This is a genomic window from Gluconobacter cadivus (assembly GCF_015244745.1).
GTDB lineage: Bacteria > Pseudomonadota > Alphaproteobacteria > Acetobacterales > Acetobacteraceae > Gluconobacter > Gluconobacter cadivus.
The window spans coordinates 305,014-326,208 of record NZ_JABCQI010000001.1; the positions used below are offsets into that span (position 1 = coordinate 305,014).

Here is a 21,195-nt window from a genome sequence, read left to right on the forward strand (position 1 = left end):
GATATGTCACTCTTGCCTGATATACGTTCCTTGATGTCCCAGTTCGTGAATCCATCTGCGGCAGGCAAAACGCAGCAGGATCTGCGGAACATGCTGGCGTCCACGCTGGAAAGCCGCGAACGATGGCGCTCCCTGCTTTATCAGGCGGTAGATCTGGTCTTCGAGACAGACAGCCGCGGTCGGATCATTCTCATTTCCCCGGACACATGGCTCGGGCAGCCGACCACTCCTCTGATCGGGCATCCTTTCAGCGCATTATGCGATTCTGTAGATATTCTTCAGCCCCATACGGGCACGCCCGCTTCCATCACGCCCCCGCAAGGGCCGCCTCTGACCGCGATCTTGTCTTCCTGCCCATTTCATGACAGCGAAGGACGCATTACAGGAACACGCGGCACACTCACAGCCGTTTCCGCGCCCCTTTCCAGCCTTACAAACGAATCCGTCCCTGTTCCCGAACACGATGGAATCGCCATCCTTGCTGCCGTGACGACAGCTTTGCGCAAGGCGATCGTACCCCGACTGGCCGCTGCTTCCGCCATGGAGGCTCTGCTGGAGCCACTCGCCGCCGAGGGCGCCCTGCTGGATACGGCAGCTCCCGAAACACTTCTGTTCAGTTCCTCAAGTCTGACAGACGACATTCAGGCCGTTCTCTCCGCCACTCCCGCACAGACAGGGACAATCGTTTTCAGAGCTGGTACCCGCTATGCCATGATCTGTCGCGAAAACATCCGCAGTCTCGAACAGATGTGTCTGGTTGTCTGGCGCGCGACCTCATGGTCACTGCCGGAACAACAACTCTGTCAGGCCGTCTGTTCCCTGCTGGCTGGTTTTTGGGAACTGGACAGCATTCATCGCCGGATCCTGCTCGATTCCGACTATGATGTTTCCTCCAATCTGCTGAACTGGCAGGGTTTGAAAGCGGAAATAGACCGCCGCACCCGCCGCCTGGATCAGGAGGTTATGCCCGCCACCCTGATCATCGCGCGCGTTCCCGGCCTGACGGAACTCTCAAAAACACGGGGGTTTGAAGCAGGCGAAGAAGCCCTCAGGCAATGCGTCGCACTGCTCCGCAAAGCGGTTCGTCCCACGGACGCAATAGGCCGCATCAGTAATAATATTTTCGGGCTCTGGATGGATGGCGGCGATCGTTTCGCAGCGGCCGAACGGGCCGAACGCATGACGGCGCACGGCATTCCCATCCTGATCGACCCTCCCGTTCATCTTCCACTACAACTCGGGCTCGTCTCCCGTGAGGCCAATGCTGAGGAAACGCCGGAAAGCCTGCTGGAGCGCGGGATGCTGGCTTTACAGGAAGGACTGGCCGAAAACAGAAAATGGCGCTTCTCACACGAAGCGCCATAATCTCCAGGCCAATTTAAACGTCAGGCCGCTTATGCCTTGATGAGCGTTCCCGGGCCTGCCCGTGTGAAAAGCTCCAGAAGACAGCTATGCGGCACACGGCCGTCAAGAATGACAGCCGCCTTAGCCCCCTGACGAACGGCTTCAAGGCAGGTTTCGACCTTCGGAATCATGCCTCCCGAAATCGAACCATCTGCAATCCGGCGCAGGGCCTCTTCCGCGCTCAGTTCCTCAATAAGCTTGCCGTTCTCATCCAGCACACCCGGAACATCCGTCAGCATCAGCAGACGCGAGGCATGGACCGCACCGGCAATCGCACCCGCTGCCGTATCGGCGTTGATGTTATAGGTTTCGCCGTCCGCACCCACGCCAACCGGAGCAATCACAGGGATCAGCCCGGCCCCGAGCAGCGCATAGAGGACCCGCGGATCAATCTTTTCCGGCTGCCCGACGAAACCAAGATCAATGACCTTTTCGATCTCACTGTCCGGATCGCGCTTTGTCCGTGTCAGGCGGCGCGCCTGCAGCAGACCACCATCCTTGCCGGAAATACCGACAGCCAGTGCGCCAGCCCGGTTAATCAGTTCGGCGACCTGTTTGTTGACGCTGCCTGACAGAACCATCTCGATCACGTCAACCATCGACTGGTCCGTAACCCGAAGGCCGTCAATGAATTCGGAGCGGATTTTGAGACGGTCCAGCATTGCGCTGATCTGCGGTCCGCCACCATGAACCACGATCGGATTGATCCCGACCAGCTTGAGCAGAGCGATATCATAACCGAACGCATGCGCCAGCTTGCCCTCACCCATGGCATGGCCGCCATATTTGACGACAATCGTGTCCCCGGCATAACGCCGCAGGAACGGCAGGGCACTCGACAGGATGGCTGCCTGTGCCTGCGCTTCTTCCGCATTCACAACCGGAGGCACATCCGGCAGTTTGTCGCTGTGGGTCTTGCTGGTCATGATCCGGACTGTCCTTCCCCTGACGTCTCGAGTGGCACGGCAAAACGGGCGATTTCCGCCCGCAGATCCTCGATCCCGAAACCGGTCTCGCTGCTTGTGGAGATGATCCGCGGATAGGCGGCGGCATGCTTGAGCGCCAGCGCTTCGACTTCAGCGGTCTTCGCTGCGAGCGCTTTGGGGCGTACCTGATCGCATTTGGTCAGCACGATCTGGAACACCACGGCAGCACGATCCAGCAATTCCATGACATCCTTGTCGGACGCCTTGAGCTCGATCCGCGCATCCAGAAGCAGAATGACCCGCTCCAACGTGGTGCGTCCCCGAAGATAGGCGAACATCATGTCCTGCCAGTCTTCCTTGACCGATTTCGCAGCCTTGGCAAACCCGTAGCCCGGCATATCCACAAGAGATATCCGGTCAGCTAGATTGAAGAAGTTGAGCTGCTTGGTCCGCCCCGGCTCGGAAGAGGCCCGTGCCAGCGCACGACGCCCCGTCAGCGCATTGATGAGGCTCGATTTACCGACATTGGAGCGGCCCGCAAAAGCCACTTCAGGTCGACCGATGGGAGGAAGCTGGTCGATCTTCTGCGAGCCGAAGAAGAATTCACATTCTCCCGCGAACAGAAGCCGCCCATCCTCGATCTGGGCCTCGGTCGGAGGCCCGGGTATTTCTTTCATCATGTCTCAGGCCCGGGATACCGGAACGGGAAGAGCAGTCCGGCGCTGGATGAACATCTGCTGCGCGACAGTCAGCAGGTTGTTCCATGTGTAATAGACCAGAAGGCTGGCCGGGAAGCCGGACATGAAGAACACATAGGCCAACGGCATGAACTGCATCACGCGTGCCTGTGCCGGATCAAGACTCGCCGTCGAGCTGGTCTGACGCTGCAACAGCCAGAACGTCAGGCCGAGCGCCGCTCCCCAGATGCTAACATGCAGAAATGAGGAATAATGCGTCGGATCGAAGGGCAGCAGTCCGAACAGGTTAAAGACGTTCGTCGGGTCCGGCATCGACAGATCGCGGATCCAGCCGAAGAACGGCGCATGACGGGCGTCAATACTGATGTTCAGAATTTTGTAGAGGCAGAAGAAGATCGGAGCCTGGATCAGCATCGGCAGACAGCCGCTAGCCGGGCTGACCTTCTCTTCACGATACAACGCCATGACCTTCTGGTTCATGGCCATCGGATCGTCCTTGTTCTTCTCCCGGATTTCCTTGACCTTGGGTGCCAGCAGACGCATCCGCGCCGAAGACTGGGCCGCCTTGGAGGCCAGCGGGAAGAGAACGATCTTGACGATCAGCGTCAGCGCCATCAGCGCGAGACCGAAATTGCCGATATGCAGATACAACCAGTGCAGAAGCGTCAGCAGCGGACGGGTCAGGAAGCTGAACCAGCCGAAGTCGATCGCCTTGTCCAGATCAGGAATCCCAAGCTGTTTGCTATAAGCCTGTAACAGGCTGAGAACCTTGGCCCCGGCGAAAACATGGCTTTTCTCGGTAATGGAGCCGTTCGGCATGATCTGCTGGGGAGCCTGTGTGGACATCCCAACCTGATAAGATGCCGGCGCTCCCGGGACGTAAGCAAAGCTCGCCGTAACGGGCGTACCGTCCGCAGGTGCCACGGCCGTCAGCCAGAACTTGTCACTGATACCATCCCAGCCGCTCGTTCCCGTCGAAGACCAGGAGACATGGTCCGGGTGGTCAGCACCCTTGCGGAGGTTCTTATAGCTCTCGTCCTGCATCCGGCCACCGACGACCGCGATCGGACCTTCATGCGCGGTGAAAGCCCCTTCCGGCGCGTCATAGTCCCGCTGCACGCGCTGGAACGGCACAAGCGCCACGGGCTGCCCGGAATGGTTCTCGACCGTCTGGTTGATCGCGAACATGTAATGGTCGTCCAGCCCGATCTGGATGGAGAACACCAGCCCCTGCCCGTTATCCCAGTGCAGCGTCACCGGATGGTCCGGCGTCAGCGTTTCGTCCGCGCTGTCCCAGACCGTGTTCAGGTTCGGCACATGGGCGTTGGAGCCGGGAGCATTCGTCCAGCCGATCATAACGAAATTTGGATGCGCGCTTCCCGCTTTGTCCAGCAACCGCACGAGCGGGCTGTTTTTGGCAAGCGTCTCGCGATATTTCGTGAGGATCAGATCATCCAGAACAGCGCCCTTCAGATTGACGGATCCCTGCACGTCCGGCCCGGATAGTGGGATACGTCGTGCAGCAACCTGCGTCTCCGCAGATGTGGCAGACGTAGCAGCAGGCGTGCTGGACTGAACCTGCGCAGCGGGCGCATGAGGAACGGAATGGGGATCGTCCTGATGGGGCTTCGGCATGAAATAGTCGAAACCGATCAGGATAAGGGCCGAGAGAAGTGTGGCCGCAATAATGCGCTTGATGTCCATCGGGCGGATGCCGGTCTTTCGTCTCACTGAATGGGGCTTGCGCTTCAAGTGGCCGAAAACCGCATCCAAAACAATAGGTGGCGGGTGTTTTTAATGCCGGTGTGGCTTTGGAGGCAGATCCGTACCCCCTTCCGACCAGGGATGGCAGCGCCCGATCCGGCGCATGGCCAGCCAGCCACCACGAATGGGGCCATGCTCGCGGATCACCGTCAGCGCGTAAGTGCTGCATGTCGGATCGAACCGGCAGTTGGTGCCGATGAATGGACTGATGAAGAGCTTGTAGGCGTCAATGAGCGACAGCATCAGGGCCGTGACGGCTTTCCTGATGAGGGACGCAATCATTTCGTCCGATTCCGGGCATGATTGGGATTTCCAGAAGGTTTTTCCCGGAAATTGACATCCAGACCTTTGCGAAGGGCCTGCCGCAGATCGTCTTTGAGGAGGGAGAACTCGCGCCCCCGGGTCTTGTCACGCCCGATGAGGACGAAATCGCCGGAAGGCAGACCGTCTTCCCGAGCAACGAGGCGAAGAGCCTCGCGGAGACGACGGCGGGTGCGGTTACGGATGACAGAATTACCGACTTTTTTCGTGACCGTGAAACCAACGCGGGTTTCGGTCGCTGTGTCATCCGGCAGGATCTGCACAACCATACCGGGAGTGGCGACCTTGCGCCCTTTCCCGGCTACACGCAGAAACTGCGGCCGTTTTTTAAGACGGCTCGGTGTATGGGTCGTACCGATCTGGGTCGAACTCAGGCGGAGAGCTTCTTGCGACCCTTGGTGCGACGGTTGGCCAGTACGCGGCGGCCGCCGACGGTTTCGCTACGCGTACGGAAACCGTGACGACGCTTGCGAACCAGCTTGGAGGGTTGATACGTGCGCTTCATGACGTTGATCCTTAAAAACCAGGCGGACGCCTCAACTGCTGGACATCCGCGTCGATCGGGCGCACGAAACGCCCGGTGATTGAGACCCGGGCTTGTAAGCACGCAGGCCCTTCATGTCAATGCCAGAGCTACAGGAACTTGACCCTATGACCGAGTCCAGTAACAACCCGTCTTCTGGCACAGCGCTTCAGGACGCCGCCACCTTTCGCCACGACCTGCGCAATGCTCTGGCCCCTGCCCTCCTCTGTGCCGATATTCTCAGCAGCCACAAGGACGGGACCGTCCAGCAGAACGCGCAAACCATCATCGAGGCACTGGAAAAAGCCCTAAAACTGCTTAAAAACTCTACTTTTTCTCGATAAGCTCGATTTTGTAGCCGTCGGGGTCTTCAACAAAGGCGATGATGATCGTTCCGAATTTCAACGGACCGGCTTCCCGTGTCACCTTGCCGCCACCAGTACGGACTGTTTCAACAAGAGCTGCCACGTCCGGAACACCAATCGCAAAATGTCCGAAGCCGGTTCCGACCTCGTAGTCGGATTCCTGATCCCAGTTATAGGTGAGTTCGATTTCGGCCTGACCGTGTTCGTTATCATCGAATCCGATGAAAACAAGCGTGTAGCGCCCTTCCCGGACTTCCTTGCGACGAAGCTCCTTCATGCCAAGGAGCTTGTAGAATGCCAGACTCCGGTCGATATCCCGGATTCTCACCATCGTATGCAGAAACGTACTCATCACTTGTCCTTCAGATCTTCCGGTGTCAGCCCATACAGAAACAGCCCGTAACGATCCGCCAGCTTCACGCAGCCGTCAGGGTCCGTCATGAGCGTTACTCCCGGCTGGAACGCAACGCCCCGCAATCCGTTCCGGGCTGCGTTTTCCAGTGTCTCCGGCCCGATCGTCGGCATATCCGCTCGAAGATCCTGTCCGGTTTTGGGCATCTTCACCAGAACGCCACCACTTCCTGCCTGCATCAGGCGCCCGCAACGACCCAACATGGCATCGGTGCCCTCCAGAGCCTCGACCGCCAAAACAAGTCCGTTCTGGACCACACATCCCTGACCGATATCAAGGACAGCCATCGCTTTGAGGACATCGACACCACGAGCAATGTCCTGTCTGGCCTGCGCGTCAGGCAAAACACGCCCCAATGTCCCTGAACGACCCGTAGCGTGTTCGAGAAATTCGTGCGCGCCCCGGACAAGAAAGCCCTCTTCGCCAAGGACACGGACGATTGCGCCGAGAAGCCCGTCATCGCCGGAAAAAATCGCCCGACCGAGACGTGCCAGAATGCGTGCTCCCTCAGCGTCGGGACGCAGATCCCGCCATGCGGGGCGACGGACCGGCCCAATCAGGACCAGTTCGCGGCAGTTGTTTTTCTTCAGAGCACCAAGGATGTCGCCGGCGGCTGCAAGGCGAATGATCTCGTGCGGGTAAGGGCCAAGAAGCGTACGATCGGCGAAATCACGGAAGCCAATGACGAAAACCTTGCGACCCTTGGCAATGGCGGCGGCGGCGACCTGCGCGGGAAGTGGTCCCGAACCAGCCAGAATACCGATGCAGCCCCGATCGCCCACGATCAGGCGCCTTCGGTTTCGGACTGCCCTTCCTGACGCGCAACACGTGTCAGGCCCCGACGGCTTGGCGCTTCCATGAAGTCCAGCATCTCGGCGATGCGCGGAAGATGCCCGTATTCCGCCCTGACTTCAGCGATGCGGCTTTCCAGAACGGCTTCCGTCGCACCATGACGCGGATAAAGCGTGCGGAACGCACGGCGCATGGCCTGCATTTCCTCCGGCCCAACCCCTGAACGTTTCAGGCCGATCCAGTTCAACCCGACCAGACGGGCACGATTGCCCAGAACGCTTCCGTAAGGAATAACGTCCATTTCCACACCGCAGACGCCACCGACGACAGCCCCGCGCCCGATGCGGACAAACTGGTGCAATGCTGCCGATCCCATAACCTTGGCATCATCATCGATCTCAACATGGCCGCCCATGACGACGTTGTTGACGATGATGACACGGTCACCGATGACGCAGTCATGCGCCACATGGGAGTTGGCCATGATCAAACAGTTCGCGCCGATGCGCGTAAGAGCATGACCCTGCGCCGTACCACGATGGATCGTCACATTTTCACGGATGACCGTATTGGCGCCCACTTCGCAGAGTGTGGGTTCGCCAGCATATTTCAGGTCCTGCGGAGCCAGCCCGATCGTCACGAACGGATAGACCTCCACGTTTTCACGCAGGGTCGTATAGCCGTCCACGATAACCGATGCGTGCAGACAGACCCCGTCACCAATCGTGACGTTGGGGCCAACCAGACACCAGGGCCCGATGCGCACGTTTTCGCCGATGCGCGCACGCGGATCAACGAGAGCGGTCGCATGGATTTCGGCGGTTTCGGGACGCTTCCCTGCCATCTGCATCAACGTCAACCCATGATCATTGCACTGAAGGTCGCTTCGGCCACGGCCACGCCATCAACGCGGGCCACCCCCTTAAACTTCCAGACATTGGCGCGGGAACGCTCCTTGTCCACATGAATGCGGAGCTGGTCTCCGGGGCCAACAGGGCGGCGGAATTTCGCGTTTTCGATCGTCATGAAATAGACCAGCTTACCTTCAAAGGCTTCCCCCAAAGTCATCACAACCAGCGTAGCTGCGGTCTGGGCCATGGCTTCCACGATGAGGACGCCCGGCATGACGGGATGAGAAGGGAAATGCCCCTGAAAGAACGGCTCGTTGACCGTCACGTTCTTGATGCCGATGGCGGACTGCCCGGCATGGATCTCGACCATCTTGTCGATCAGCAGGAACGGATACCGATGTGGGATCGACTGCATGATCTTGAGAATGTCGATGCTCTGCGGAAGCTGATGGCCTGCAGCGGCGGCGTCTGTCGCGGGAGTCATCTGTTCGGCTGGAGCGTCCACTCGGTCCATCGTTTCACCATGCCCTTCAAGCGGTGTTGTCTGTCAATTGCTGCTCTATGGCAGCGCGAATGGCTTCCCTTAGCAAACCTGAGGGGGAGTTACCATCTGCGCCACAGGGCGGCTAGTCACTGCTTTTGCGAGAAAGCTTCCGCAAGGTGGCGACATTCCGGAAAAACTCGCGGAACGGCATGGCAGGGCTGCCAATGACATCGGCCCCAGCATCCACGTCCGACATGACACCACACTGGGCGCCAATCCGGGCCTTGGAACCAATCTTGATATGTCCGATCAGACCAGCCTGCGCGGCAATAGTGACAAAATCACCCAGTTCCGTGGAACCGGAAATCCCCGCCTGCGACACCACGATGCAGCACCGTCCCAGACGGGCATTATGTCCAATCTGCACAAGATTATCGATGCGGGTGCCTGCACCGATCAGCGTATCCCGCATGGAGCCACGGTCAATCGTGGAGTTGGCGCCGACTTCCACGCCGTCTTCGAGAACAACCAGACCGAGCTGTGGAACGGTTTCAAACCCTTCCGGCCCGACGGCGAACCCGAAACCATCCTGTCCAATACGGACGCCGGGATAGAGCGTAACGCGATCGCCGATACGCGCATGAGAAATGGCGGCATGCGCACCGATACGGCACCGAGAGCCAATTTCAACGCTCTGACCAATGCTGACATGGCTGGCCACGATGGTGTCACGACCAATACGGGCTCCGCTTCCGATAACGGCAAAGGGACCGATTTCAACATTGTCGCCAATGTCTGCATCATCTGCGATGCAAGCTGTCGGATGGCGGATTCCGGTAGATTGCGGATTGGGATGGAACAGCGTGGCGACACGAGCCCAGGCGAGATAGGGCGCTTTGCAGACCAATCCAGCCGTATCCGGCGGCAGCTTGTCGGAAAACGCAGGCGACAGAATGACAGCGCCCGCTTTCGTTTCGGCCAGAAGCGGCAGGTACCGACGATTATCGAGAAAGCTGACCTCGTCAGGTCCAGCTACATGCAGGGGAGCCACGCCCCGAAACGCTGCTACATTTTTGCCTGAGGCTGACGCAACGATCTCGCTACCAGAGGCCTCAGCCAGTTGTTCCAGACCAAAAGGTCCAGAACGCTGGAAAAAACGGCTATCGCCGGGACGGGTCTCGTTTGCTGTCATCTCAGACACGGTCACTCGCTTCAGTGATGCTGACGAAGAACGGACTCGCTCGGTGCAGAGGCCGGAGCCTGCTGGGCTTGCGCGCCCTGAGCCTGTGGCCCTTGAGCCTGCCGCTGTTCGTCAGCGGTTGTCGGCATTTTGCCGGAACGAGCGAGTTGTTCCGGATCCACACCGTCGTCGGGAATGAAAACATGCGGCAGCGTCTTGTTAAGCTGCGCACCGACTTCCTCGGTAATGTCCTGACCACCCACATGCAACACGACCTGCTCGGCATGCAGGATCAGGTTCATGTTATGCGCAGCGGCAACGGCAGCGATAATGCCGTTGGGCTCCTCCAGTTCACGCTCGATCTGGTGCATGGCGACTTGAGCCGCTTCCTGAATAATCCGGGCCTGACCGCCGAAATCATGCTGGTCCTTGGCGCGACGTTCCTGAAGGTGACGCTCCCGCAGCTGGATCTGGTCGGATGTCAGGGTCCGAGCCTGAGCCTGCAGTTTTTGCTGCTCACCACGCCACGCAGCCTCTTCACGCTGGACAGCCTGCGCCAGACGATCCCGACGCGCACCCAGAACCTGCTGGATTTCCTGCCATGCACTGGAAATCTGCATGACGGCCTGAACATTGATCACACCGATAATGGCAGCCGGAGGCGGAGCGCCCTTGGCAATGCTCGGAGGAGCCGGGATTGGAGGCAGAGGCAGGACGGGAGGAGCCTGCTGCTGATCGGAAGGAGCGGCTTCTTCTTCCTCTTCAGGAGCGGCTTCGGGAACGCGACGCTGAACGGGGCGCGGCGGCGGAGCATCAGGATGAGCGGCTTTGGGAACGAACCAGCCACCATTGCCGCTAGCAGCCTGAGCGTGGGCGCCCGGAGTAGAGACAAAAAGGGACGCGGCCAGAAGCGCGCCGGCCGAAACCGTGCGCATCAGGGAATTGAGGGTCATGACCACCTCTTGGCAAGGGGTTGGAAAACAGGATGGCAAAAGGTTTAGGCAGATCAGAACTGCTGGCCAAAACCAAAACGCAGCGGATACAGACGGTCGCCATGTTCTTTACGGATCGGCACGGCGCCATCAATGTTGACGAGGCCAAATGGGCTCTTCCACGACACACCAAGACCGCCAGAAACGCGCGGGATCAGATTGTCACCGGTGATCGGGGTATAGTTGTCCCCGTCATTCGTACGGTTCGTGTAAAGATGCTTGACGCGCACACCCGCGAGACTACCGGCATCAATGAAGCCACGACCGGAAATCCCGAGATCGTCCCCCATGGGCAGCGGGAAGTTAAGCTGTGCGGAGGCCGTATACATGAAACGACCACCCAGAAGATCTTCCTGTCCCTGAGCCGGAATATAAACGCCGTTGATTTTAAGATGGCCTGAACGCGGCCCAACACCACCCTGAAGGAAGCCTCGCAGGTTTTCACCACCAAGATAGAAGTTATCAATGATGTTGCGGTTTCCGCTGGAGCTCCAGTCTCCCATGTAACCGACGCCACCTTTGAACTGGAAGGTCCAGTCATGGTTTCCGGTCAGGTCATCAAGCGGCAGGTAATAGGCGCCGTCAGCCTTAACGCGGGCATATTTGGAGTTACCGCCTAGACCCGCAAAGTCACCACCAACCTTAAACATATAACCGGAGTGCGGCTTTGCCCGCTGGTCACGACGATCATAGGTTATGGACGTGCTGAGCTGCGACAGCAACGACCAGCCAGCAGATTGCTGGACATAGATCGAGGGGACCCACTGGATCAGGCTCGGATCAGAAGCAACCGCAGAAGCATCGTAGAAATTACCGACCTGACGATCAACGAGGGTATAGTTCCACGACTGCGACAGATAGCGGTTATAGGCATAACCCAGACGCAGGCTCATGCCGTACTGGGATTCCTTATAGCTCTGATACGTCTGGTAGTTGTTCTGGATGAAGTAGAAATCCGCGCCCGCCACAAGATTGCGGTTCAGGAAGTACGGATCCGTGATCGAGATGTCGGCCTGTTTTTCGTAATAGGCGACCGTACCGGAAATACCGGCATCCACACCCGTTCCGAGCAGATTGTGCTGCTTGATCGAGGCGTTACCAAGGATACCAACGTCCGTCGAATAACCACCACCCAGCGAGAATTCGCCAGTCGGTTTTTCGACCACGTTTGCGGAAACGTTGACGCGGTCGGGCGCGGAGCCCTGCGTCTGATCAACGGAAACGGAGCTGAAATATCCCAGATCCTGAAGACCCAGCTTGGAATATTTGCGATCGAACGGGGTGTACGGGTCCCCTTCCGCCATCGGCAGGTTCCGGCGGATTACGTCGTCATGTGTGATGGTGTTGCCATTGATATCAATGCGCTCGACATAGACATGCGGGCCCTCGGTCACATCGAACAGCAGATCGACAACACGCTTTTCCGGGTTCCGGGCGATTTCCGAACGGACCATGGCAAACGGATGACCCGTAGCCTGCAGCCATTCCTGCATGTTCTTGGTGTTGTTCTGGATCGCCGTGCCGTCATAAATCTGGTGCTGGAACAGCTCGATATGCGGGCGGAGCATTTCCGGCGTCACATGGCGCACGCTGGAACGGACGTCCATCTTGCCCAGACGATACCGGTCACCTTCATGGACAGTGAAGGTGATGTAAAAAGATTTGTGATCGGGAGAAAGCTCACCCGTTGCATCGACCATGTGGAAATCCACAAAGCCGTTATGCAGATAGAAACGACGCAGCAGCTCGGCATCGTACTTGATGCGCTCGGGATTGTATTCATCCGAAGACGAGAAGAAGCGGTACCAGATCGATTCTTTGGACGAGATGACCTGTGCCAGACGCGCTTCGCTGAAGGCGTGATTGCCGACAAAGACAATCTTCTTGATCAACGTCTGCTGGGCTTCGTTGATGTTGAACACCACATCGACGCGATTATGAGACAGCTTGACGATCTGCGGCGTGACAGTCGCGCCAAAGCGGGCTTTGCCGGCATACTGGTTCAGGATCTTCTGACGGTCGGCCGCCGTGGTTTCCGCCGAAAACACCGCGCGAGGACGCAGGCTGATTTCCTTGCGGAGATCCTCGTCCTTCAGCGCATGATTGCCTTCGAAAACGATGCGATTGACGATCGGGTTCTCGACGAGATCCACGAGCAGCGTGTTGCCGTCGCGGTGCAGCGTGACGTCCTTGAACAGACCAGTGGCGTAAAGCGTCTTCAGAGAACGGTCGAGGTCGTCCTGATTGAACGTGTCACCCGGCTGGGCGACCATGTAGGACAGCACCGTGCTCGTCTCGATCCGGGTGTTTCCCTTGACCGAGATCGCCTGGATGATGTTTCCGCCGGGGGCTGATGCCGGGGCCTGATGACGAACGGAACGCGCCTGAGCTGTTCCGAGGACGACCGGCAGCAGACAGGCTGATGCAAGAAGCATCAGACGCGTGTTCGAAGACCGGGAACCTCTTGACCGTGATCCTGACAAACCGGCTTTCCTTGTAACATATTTTTTGCAGGCGACTGACACGTTACGCCACTGGCCGAGGTATCCGATAACCCCTGCCCCGCGCAAGATGCCCTGACGTGTTCAACTGTATCACAAGTCTTTTCAGAATATTTAGCTTACTGCGTGAAAGATCCAGTGAAACAGTCCGATGTTGGTCAGATCGTTGAATGTCGAAAAGAGGAAAAGAGCGCCGATCAGCGCCATTCCGACCTGCATGCTGATCTCCTGGACACGGCGCGAAACCGGGCGACCGCGGACGAGTTCGCAAGCATAAAAGACCAGACGCCCCCCATCGAGCACGGGAATTGGAAAGAGATTGATCAGGCCAAGATTGATCGAAAGCAGGGCCATAAAGGAGATGATGCTGGCCAGACCGTAGCTGGCGACCTGTCCTGAGAGCTGTGCGATGCGAATCGTACCTCCCAGTTCCTTGGCGCTCCGCTGGCCGCTGACGATCTGCCAGACGCCCTGCAAGGTCATGATCGATTTGTCCCAGGTTTCCTCAATGCCCATAATGAAAGCTGAGGGAAGCGAGACCGGACGTCCGCGGGAAATGGCAAAAGCAACCCCGAGGCTACCCATCTCATGACCCCCATTTTTCACGGTATCAAATGTGACAGGTAAACTGAGATTCTCAGCACCACGATGGATCCCGAGAACTGTCTGCTGACCTGGATGGGAAGAGACGGTGTTCATCACATCCTCGGCGCCGAGGATGTGGGTCTCTCCAATCCGGGTAATCACGTCGCCCGGCTTGATTCCGGCACGGTCCGCAGGACTTCCCACGACAACCTGTGAGATATCGCCATGAAGCTCCGGCTTGCCCACGACTGCGAACAGCACCGTGAACGCCAGAATGGCGAAGAGGAAATTGAAGACCGGCCCCATAAGAATGACGATCGCCCGCGATCCCACGGGTTTGTCATGGAATGTTCGCCCTGGAATCCACGCAGCTTTCTGTTCTTCGGTCGCATCTTCCGGACCTTCAAAGCCGTGCGGCTTGACGAAACCGCCCAGAGGAATGGCGCTGACCCGCCACTCGGTCCCGGACTTGTCATGCCAACGATAGAGTGCGGGGCCGAAGCCGATCGAAAATGTATCGACCTTCACACCACGCCAGCGCGCCGCCAGATAATGCCCGAGTTCGTGGATGAAAACGAGAATGCCCAGAATCAGGACATAGGCCAGAATGGTCCGCAGAAGATCATGCATTCAGAGCGGCCTCGCTGAGGTGGTTTCGCAGATGTCCGCTGGTTCGCAGGATATGAGCCTCGGCAAGCTCCCGGCCTCGCGCGTCCCAGTGCAGGACATCATCCAGACTTTTGAGTTCGGGATTTTCAGTCATGGCCTGAAGGGCAGCGTCGATCGTCTCACCAATACCGAGGAACCCGATACGGCGGTTCAGAAAGGCCTCGACGGCGATTTCGTTGGCAGCAGAGAACACGGCTGGGGCCGCACCGCCTGCCCGCAGAACCTGCCGGGCAAGGCGAAGCGGGGCAAACCGCACTTCATCCGGCGCTTCAAACTCCAGACGGCCATAGGCGGCCAGATCCAGACGTCCGCAAGGCGTCTCCATCCGCTTGGGCCAGGCGAGCGTGTGGGCAATGGGAATACGCATATCGGCAGAGCCCATCTGCGAGACGAGGCTGCCGTCCCGGAACTGCACGAGACCATGCACGACAGACTGCGGATGAACCAGAACATCGATCCGGTCTTCAGTCAGGCCGAACAGGCGTGCAGCTTCAATGACTTCCAGACCTTTGTTGGCCATGGACGCCGAATCGATCGTGATTTTGGCGCCCATCGACCATGTCGGATGCTTCAGAGCTTTTTCCGGCGTGGCTGCACGCATGTCTTCAAGCGTCGATTGACGAAACGGACCACCGGACGCCGTCAGGATAATCTTTTCAACGGTTTCCATATCGCAGCCGCCCAGAGACTGGGCGATGGCGTTATGTTCCGAATCGACGGGCAGAAGGGTGGCTCCGGCTTCAGACACGGCACGCAGCATGACATCGCCCGCGCAAACGAGCGCTTCCTTGTTGGCCAGAGCCACAGCATGTCCGTTGCGAACGGAAGCCAGTGTGGGCTCCAGACCCGCAGCACCCGTAATCGCAGCCATGGTCCAGTCGGCTTCCATGGCCCCCGCTTCGATCACAGCCTGACGACCGGCGGCCGTCCGGATGCCAGTGCCTGCCAGCAGCGATTTCAGTTCGTCGTGACGGCTTTCGTCATGCAGAACAGCCACTTCGGCATTCAAAAGACGGGCCTGTTCTGCCAGAAGCGACGCGTTGCAGCCTCCAACCAGCGCCCGCACTTCGATCTCATCCGGAATTCGGGCGAGGAGATCGACCGTGGAGGTTCCGATACTGCCGGTGCTGCCCAGCACTGTGATGCGACGGCGTGTGGACCGTGCAGAACCGTCAGTCATGCGAAGAACTCCCGTAAGAAGTAGGTAAATGTGCAGGAAGGATGGACCAGAAAGGCTGCGTTGCCACCGCAAGAGATAACAGGGCCGCCGCAGGAGCCGCTGCGAGAAGACCGTCGAAGCGATCCAGAAGGCCGCCATGTCCGGGGATGAGGCGTCCTGAATCTTTCACGCCCAACCGACGTTTGGCCGCGCTTTCCAGAAGATCCCCGCTTTGGGAAAAAATTCCCAAGACCGCACCGCAGATCAGACCACCGATCTGCGTCCCCGGTACGGCCAGCCAAGCGACAAGACCGCCCGCCAGAGACGCTCCAAGAAGCCCTCCGATCGCGCCGGAGCGGGTTTTGCCCGGAGAAATGGACGGAGCGAGCTTCGGGCCACCAAAAACACGACCTGTCAGATACGCAAAGCTGTCGCTGGCAATCACGACAGACAGAACGAAAAGAACGGAGGCCATCCCGAAAGGCAGATGACGCAGCCACAAAAGCGACAGGCCACCAACAATGGAAGTTATGACAGGAACGCTGGCAGGAAAGCCAAAAAGCAGCGTGGGCCAGATCATCCAGAAGGCGGCGCTCCACTCCCCTTTCAGGGCAGCAAGGCCAGCAATTACGGGCCAGGCGAGCAGCAGACCGCCACGCCACGTCTTCAGAGGTTGGCGAATAAGCGTCTCGCCCTCCCAGACCAGACCGAACATCGCCAGCAGGATCAGGGCATCATAGACCAGACCACCGCGCCAAATGCAGAAAGCCGCAACCGGCACGAGGACCGCGGCCGATAGAAGACGCAATCTCAGATCGGACCAGCGTGCTGAAGCACTGCTCATGCGGGACGTCCACCAAATCTGCGCTGACGACCGGCAAAGCGTGACAGGGCATCCAGAAATTCTGACTCACCAAAATCGGGCCAGAGCACGTCCATGAAAATCAGCTCGGCATACGCACTCTGCCAGAGCAGGAAATTGGACAGCCGACATTCGCCACTGGTCCGGATTACCAGATCGGGATCAGGCATATCGGCTGTCTGAAGCGCGTCATGAAGCGTGTTTTCAGTGATGCTGTCAGGTGTAATCCGGCCTGCAACAGCATCTTCAGCGAGACGGCGGGCGGCCTGTACGATTTCCGCACGTCCTCCATAGGACAACGCGAGCGTGAGGGTCAGCGTCGTGTTGTGAAGCGTGAGGGTTTCAGCGCGACGAAGCTCTTCACGCAGAGGGCCTTCGAACCGCTCCGGTTCGCCGATGATCCGCAGTCGGACACCCTGCGCATGAAGTTCGTTGATCTTGTGGCGCAGATAAAAGCGCAGCAGAGACGTCAGATCCCCGACTTCTTTCGTCGAACGCCGCCAGTTCTCGGAAGAAAATGCATAGAGCGTGAGGTACCGCACACCCTGCTGGATAGCCGCACGGACGCATTTCTGCACGGATTCCGCACCCTGACGGTGTCCTGCGATGACCGGGAGTCTGCGCGCACGTGCCCAGCGGCCATTTCCATCCATGATCACAGCGACATGGACGGGAACGGCGTTCGCCCCTCCCCCGGCGGGAGAGGAGACCGTACCTTCAGAGCGGGGAAAAGATCCTAAGGGCAAATGCGCAATCAGACCTGTTTGATCTCGCGTTCTTTGTCCGCGAAAATATCGTCCACTTTCTTGATGTACTGGTCCGTCAGCTTCTGGATGGCATCCGTCCAGGTTTTCATATCGTCCTGGCTGATCTCGCTCTTCTTTTCCAGAGCCTTGGTCTGCTCCATACCGTCGCGACGTACGCCACGGACGGAAATCTTGCCGTTCTCGGTATAGCGGGCGGCGGCACGGGCGAGTTCGTTACGACGCTCTTCGGTCAGGGCCGGAATGGGCACGCGGACTGTCTGGCCGTCCGTGGACGGGTTGAGGCCGAGACCACTGTCGCGGATGGCGCGTTCGACGGCGCCCACGACCGTGCGGTCCCAGACGGAAACCGTCAGCATCCGAGCCTCAGGAACGGCGATGGAGCCGACCTGTGACAGCGGCACCTCGGACCCGTAGGCTTCGACGCGGACCGGCTCCAGAAGGTTCGGACTGGCACGGCCCGAACGCAGGCCGGAAAGGTCCCGGCGCAGACTTTCGATCGCGCCGTCCATACGGCGGGTCAGATCGGCAAGAAGGTCATTCAGGTCAGCAGGCATGAGCTGTTCCTTTCAGTTCGACGTTGGTCTCAGGACAAAGCCTGAAGATTTCGTTGAAAATGCGAAGATCAGTCCGCTTCGATAATCTTGGTAAAACGCCCTTCCCCACGCATGACCGCGCTGAAAGAGCCGGGAGCATGCATGTTGAAAACCACGATGGGCAATCTGTTTTCGCGGGCCAGACTGATGGCCGCAGCGTCCATGACGTTCAGATCGCGGGCGAGGACTTCAAGATAGGTCAGGCGGTCGTAACGCTGGGCGTCCGGATTACGGCGCGGGTCGGCGGAATAAACACCATCCACCTGCGTTCCCTTGAAGAGCGCGTCGCATTCCATCTCGTTGGCACGCAGGGCGGCCGCCGTATCCGTTGTGAAGAACGGATTGCCCGTACCGGCGGCGAAAATGACGACGCGGCCCTTTTCCATGTGGCGCACGGCGCGACGACGGATATAGGGCTCGGCAATCGAGGCCATCTGGATCGCGGTCATGACGCGCGTTTCCATGCCACGGCGCTCCAGCGCATTCTGTAGCATCAGCGCATTGATGACGGTTGCCAGCATGCCGGCATAATCACCCTGAGCACGATCCATACCCTTGGCGGCCGCGGCCAGACCGCGGAAAATGTTACCACCGCCGACGACGAGGCAGACTTCCACACCCGAAGCCCGCACTTCAGCGATATCGGCGGCAACCATGTCCACCATCGCGGGATCGACTCCTGACGGTCCATCGCCCATCAGCGCCTCGCCGGACACCTTGAGCAGGACACGTTTGTAGGAGGAGCTCTGTTCTGGGTTTTCGATCGTCATGCCCGTCTCCGGCTGGATGTGGTGTCTTGATTTGCGCCCGTCATACAGACGCAACGGGATTGGAACAAGCGATGTCAGGATGCCGGATTTCAAACGCTCCGGCACCTGTGTTTTTCAGTCGTCCAGACCAATGGCGCGAAGCCGGGCCTTTTCCTCGTCCCATCCTGCACGCTCCTTGACGTTCAGGAAGAGATGGCACTTGCGGTCGAGAAGCTCCTGAAGCTCCATTCGCGCCCGTGCCCCGAGGGATTTGATCTTGTGACCGCCCTCGCCAATCAGAATGGCCTTATGTCCGGGACGGGACACATAGATCGTCACCTCGATCCGCACTGAGCCATCGGGACGTTCCTTGAAGCTCTCGGTCTCGACCGTGGCCTGATAGGGAATTTCCTCATGCGTCTGCATGAAGATCTGCTCACGAACCAGTTCGGCAGCCAGAAGGCGATCCGGCAGGTCGGTCAGGTCGTCTTCAGGATACAGGAACGGACCTTCCGGCAGTTCGGTCGCCAGACGGGCCATGAGATCGTTCACGCCCTCGCCCGAACGCGCGCTCAGCATAAAGACATGCTCCACGCTGATCAGACCGCCGATTTCCTGCGTGAGAGGAAGCAGTTCGCCACGCTCCACGAGGTCCGTCTTGTTAAGAACGAGCCAGATGCGGCCCTTGCTCTCCGCGAGTTTCGCAATGATTTCGCGGACGTCCTCGCGCAGACCCGACTTCGCATCCACCAGAAGCAGCGTCAGATCCGCGTCCTGCGATCCCGACCAGGCAGCGTTGACCATGGCCCGGTCGAGACGGCGGCGTGGCTTGAAGATACCCGGCAGATCCACGAGGATAATCTGGGCGTTTTCCTGCATGACGATGCCCAGCGTCCTAAAACGGGTCGTCTGCGCCTTGGGGCTGACGATGGACAGCTTGGCTCCGGCAATCCGGTTGAGCAGGGTGGATTTCCCCGCGTTCGGAGCCCCGACGAGAGCCACGAAACCGCAGCGCGTGGTCATGTTCTGATCCTTTGTTGATGACATCTCAGGACGCCACATTCTGACCGAGACGTTTCAGCAGGGCGGTTGCCGCTGCCGTTTCTGCCAGCCTCTTGCTGCCGGCCTCTCCCGTTCCCGTCTGCCCGAGCGTCGTCACACTGACACGGAAAACGGGCGCATGGGAGGGTCCATCCGAAGACAGGAGTTCATAATTCGGAAGCGGCAGACCCTGCGACAGCATATATTCCTGTAGCAAGGTCTTGGGCTCCTTGTGCGGCCGGTCGGCAGTATCGAGCCGGTGCTGCCAGTACTGGCGGACCACACGACGCGCCGGTTGCAGACCGCCATCCAGATACAGCGCCCCCAGCAGAGCCTCCATCGCATCAGCCCGGATGCTGGACAGACGCCGGATCCCGGCATCTTCCTCATGCGGAGAGATCTGGAGGCAGCCGGAAAGCCCGACCTGATCGGCGATTTCAGCCAGAACCGTGCGGGACACCAGATGGGCATGGCGCGGCCCGAGCGCACCTTCCTGCTCGTCCGGATAGCGTTCTAAAAGCCATTCCGCCATCAGCAGACCCAGAACGCGGTCTCCGATGAACTCAAGACGCTCGTTCGAACCCGTGCCTTTGGGGCGCTGGCTACGACGCGCGCGACGCGGATCACGGCCGGACACGGCAGACCGGTGGGTCAGCGCTTCGCTCAGCAGTTCAGGCTTTGCAAAATCATGCCCGAGCGCTGACTGCATCGACGCTAGGGCGTCTGTTGAGGAGAGCTTCATGTGACGAGATGCAGGAAGCGGTTCCAGCGGATTTCGGTCGGCCAGTACCAGAACTGCCATGCGGGATGGCGCATATCCATTGAAAACAGGACGATCGGCGCACGACCAACAAGATTCTGCATGGGCACGAACCCGAGATCGTCCGGGCCATCACCCTGAAAACGGCTGTCGGCACTGTCGTCACGGTCATCGCCCATGGCGAAGAACGATCCCTCCGGAACCACATATTCCGGTGTGTCGTTTGCGAAACCGTCATCCGTCAGCTTGAGAATATCATGCTCAACCGGAGGACGTCCGCCGCTTCCGGGGAGGCTTTCGCGATAGAGCTCACCACTGAGGAGGCGGTTGTTCTCGTCGAGTACCTCGTAATGACCAAGCGCCGTCCGGGGAACTTCGATTCCGTTGAGAATCAGATGCCCTCCCGTGACCTGGATATGGTCGCCGGGCAGACCGATGATGCGCTTGATGTAATCCACGGACGTATCACGCGTGAAACGGAAGACCGCAACATCGCCACGATGGGGCTCGGAACCAAAAATCCGGCCACTGAAGACGTTTGGCGAAAACGGAAAGGAAAAGCGGGAATATCCGTAGCTGAACTTCGAGACCAGAACGAAATCGCCGATCTGCAGTGTCGGAATCATCGAACCGGAAGGGATATTGAAAGGCTCCACCACAAGGGAGCGCACGGCAAACACCGCCAGCAACAGCACGCAGAAATAACGGATGCTTTCGCCAAGCGTCTCTTCGCGGCGTGCGGGCTTGTCACCCGTACTTTCTGAACCCTGCACGGGTCTGTTCTCCTTGATCATCAG

General features: G+C 58.9%; 24 protein-coding genes. 2 read left to right on the forward strand and 22 right to left on the reverse strand.

The features are described 5' to 3' along the window. Nucleotides 1–33: 33 nt before the first annotated feature. Nucleotides 34–1,365 (forward strand): sensor domain-containing diguanylate cyclase, encoded by a 1,332-nt coding sequence (locus tag HKD28_RS01380; protein ID WP_235993236.1) that lies wholly within the window; start codon nt 34–36, stop codon nt 1,363–1,365. 29 nt (nt 1,366–1,394) lie between these two features. Here HKD28_RS01380 and argB read toward each other — a convergent pair whose 3' ends face one another. The 6 genes from argB to rpmH all read right to left on the reverse strand — a co-directional run bounded on the left by argB (nt 1,395) and on the right by rpmH (nt 5,618). Next, the gene (argB, locus tag HKD28_RS01385; protein WP_194261559.1) at nt 1,395–2,330 is read right to left on the reverse strand and encodes an acetylglutamate kinase; all 936 of its coding nucleotides are present in this window, start codon (nt 2,328–2,330) and stop codon (nt 1,395–1,397) included. Next, a complete protein-coding gene (gene yihA, locus HKD28_RS01390; protein ID WP_194261669.1) occupies nt 2,327–3,007 on the reverse strand; it encodes a ribosome biogenesis GTP-binding protein YihA/YsxC in 681 nt (226 codons plus the stop codon). The genes argB and yihA overlap by 4 nt, the downstream gene beginning before the upstream one ends. Before the next feature lie 6 nt (nt 3,008–3,013). Continuing rightward, nucleotides 3,014–4,732 (reverse strand): membrane protein insertase YidC, encoded by a 1,719-nt coding sequence (gene yidC / locus HKD28_RS01395; RefSeq protein ID WP_194266794.1) that lies wholly within the window; start codon nt 4,730–4,732, stop codon nt 3,014–3,016. 90 nt (nt 4,733–4,822) lie between these two features. Then, nucleotides 4,823–5,074, reverse strand: a complete 252-nt coding sequence (gene yidD, locus HKD28_RS01400; RefSeq protein ID WP_194266570.1) for a membrane protein insertion efficiency factor YidD — start codon at nt 5,072–5,074, stop codon at nt 4,823–4,825. After that, on the reverse strand, nt 5,071–5,472 hold the full coding sequence (gene rnpA / locus HKD28_RS01405) for a ribonuclease P protein component (RefSeq protein ID WP_194266795.1): 402 nt from the start codon (nt 5,470–5,472) through the stop codon (nt 5,071–5,073). Before rnpA ends, yidD begins: the two co-directional genes overlap by 4 nt. 11 nt (nt 5,473–5,483) lie before the next feature. Next, nucleotides 5,484–5,618: a 50S ribosomal protein L34 gene (gene rpmH, locus HKD28_RS01410; protein WP_062033507.1), complete on the reverse strand. Its 135-nt coding sequence runs from the start codon at nt 5,616–5,618 to the stop codon at nt 5,484–5,486. Between the two features lie 146 nt (nt 5,619–5,764). Between rpmH and HKD28_RS01415 the strand changes: the two genes are divergently transcribed. Beyond that, entirely contained in the window at nt 5,765–5,980 is a 216-nt protein-coding gene (locus HKD28_RS01415) for a hypothetical protein (RefSeq protein ID WP_228125349.1), read from the forward strand. Here the strand turns inward: HKD28_RS01415 and gloA are convergent. From gloA to lepB, 16 genes are all read right to left on the reverse strand, one after another. Next, nucleotides 5,964–6,353 carry a lactoylglutathione lyase gene (gloA, locus tag HKD28_RS01420; protein ID WP_194261562.1) on the reverse strand — a complete coding sequence of 130 codons (390 nt, stop codon included), beginning with the start codon at nt 6,351–6,353 and terminating at the stop codon, nt 5,964–5,966. The genes HKD28_RS01415 and gloA overlap by 17 nt on opposite strands. Continuing rightward, a complete protein-coding gene (locus HKD28_RS01425; protein ID WP_194266571.1) occupies nt 6,353–7,195 on the reverse strand; it encodes an LpxI family protein in 843 nt (280 codons plus the stop codon). Before HKD28_RS01425 ends, gloA begins: the two co-directional genes overlap by 1 nt. A 2-nt stretch (nt 7,196–7,197) precedes the next feature. After that, complete coding sequence (gene lpxA, locus HKD28_RS01430; RefSeq protein ID WP_194261672.1) at nt 7,198–8,055, reverse strand: acyl-ACP--UDP-N-acetylglucosamine O-acyltransferase; 858 nt, start codon at nt 8,053–8,055, stop codon at nt 7,198–7,200. A 5-nt stretch (nt 8,056–8,060) separates the two neighbouring features. After that, the gene (gene fabZ / locus HKD28_RS01435) at nt 8,061–8,540 is read right to left on the reverse strand and encodes a 3-hydroxyacyl-ACP dehydratase FabZ (protein ID WP_086649100.1); all 480 of its coding nucleotides are present in this window, start codon (nt 8,538–8,540) and stop codon (nt 8,061–8,063) included. Between the two features lie 142 nt (nt 8,541–8,682). Then, entirely contained in the window at nt 8,683–9,732 is a 1,050-nt protein-coding gene (lpxD, locus tag HKD28_RS01440; protein ID WP_194266797.1) for a UDP-3-O-(3-hydroxymyristoyl)glucosamine N-acyltransferase, read from the reverse strand. A gap of 20 nt (nt 9,733–9,752) precedes the next feature. Then, the gene (locus HKD28_RS01445; protein WP_194266572.1) at nt 9,753–10,673 is read right to left on the reverse strand and encodes an OmpH family outer membrane protein; all 921 of its coding nucleotides are present in this window, start codon (nt 10,671–10,673) and stop codon (nt 9,753–9,755) included. 53 nt (nt 10,674–10,726) lie between these two features. Further along, the gene (bamA, locus tag HKD28_RS01450; RefSeq protein WP_194266573.1) at nt 10,727–13,147 is read right to left on the reverse strand and encodes an outer membrane protein assembly factor BamA; all 2,421 of its coding nucleotides are present in this window, start codon (nt 13,145–13,147) and stop codon (nt 10,727–10,729) included. A 180-nt stretch (nt 13,148–13,327) separates the two neighbouring features. Beyond that, the gene (gene rseP / locus HKD28_RS01455; RefSeq protein ID WP_194266574.1) at nt 13,328–14,428 is read right to left on the reverse strand and encodes an RIP metalloprotease RseP; all 1,101 of its coding nucleotides are present in this window, start codon (nt 14,426–14,428) and stop codon (nt 13,328–13,330) included. Further along, on the reverse strand, nt 14,421–15,647 hold the full coding sequence (dxr, locus tag HKD28_RS01460; protein WP_194266575.1) for a 1-deoxy-D-xylulose-5-phosphate reductoisomerase: 1,227 nt from the start codon (nt 15,645–15,647) through the stop codon (nt 14,421–14,423). The genes rseP and dxr overlap by 8 nt, the downstream gene beginning before the upstream one ends. Next, the gene (locus tag HKD28_RS01465; RefSeq protein ID WP_194266576.1) at nt 15,640–16,470 is read right to left on the reverse strand and encodes a phosphatidate cytidylyltransferase; all 831 of its coding nucleotides are present in this window, start codon (nt 16,468–16,470) and stop codon (nt 15,640–15,642) included. Before HKD28_RS01465 ends, dxr begins: the two co-directional genes overlap by 8 nt. Further along, nucleotides 16,467–17,141, reverse strand: a complete 675-nt coding sequence (uppS, locus tag HKD28_RS01470; RefSeq protein ID WP_194266798.1) for a polyprenyl diphosphate synthase — start codon at nt 17,139–17,141, stop codon at nt 16,467–16,469. The genes HKD28_RS01465 and uppS overlap by 4 nt, the downstream gene beginning before the upstream one ends. A 101-nt stretch (nt 17,142–17,242) precedes the next feature. Beyond that, on the reverse strand, nt 17,243–17,809 hold the full coding sequence (gene frr / locus HKD28_RS01475) for a ribosome recycling factor (RefSeq protein ID WP_194261570.1): 567 nt from the start codon (nt 17,807–17,809) through the stop codon (nt 17,243–17,245). 68 nt (nt 17,810–17,877) lie between these two features. Then, a complete protein-coding gene (gene pyrH / locus HKD28_RS01480; RefSeq protein WP_099285561.1) occupies nt 17,878–18,618 on the reverse strand; it encodes a UMP kinase in 741 nt (246 codons plus the stop codon). Nucleotides 18,619–18,732: 114 nt separating this feature from the next. Next, nucleotides 18,733–19,620, reverse strand: a complete 888-nt coding sequence (era, locus tag HKD28_RS01485) for a GTPase Era (protein ID WP_194266577.1) — start codon at nt 19,618–19,620, stop codon at nt 18,733–18,735. A gap of 25 nt (nt 19,621–19,645) precedes the next feature. Next, entirely contained in the window at nt 19,646–20,380 is a 735-nt protein-coding gene (rnc, locus tag HKD28_RS01490) for a ribonuclease III (RefSeq protein ID WP_194266578.1), read from the reverse strand. Next, complete coding sequence (lepB, locus tag HKD28_RS01495) at nt 20,377–21,192, reverse strand: signal peptidase I (protein ID WP_207728808.1); 816 nt, start codon at nt 21,190–21,192, stop codon at nt 20,377–20,379. The genes rnc and lepB overlap by 4 nt, the downstream gene beginning before the upstream one ends. Between the last annotated feature and the right edge of the window lie 3 nt (nt 21,193–21,195).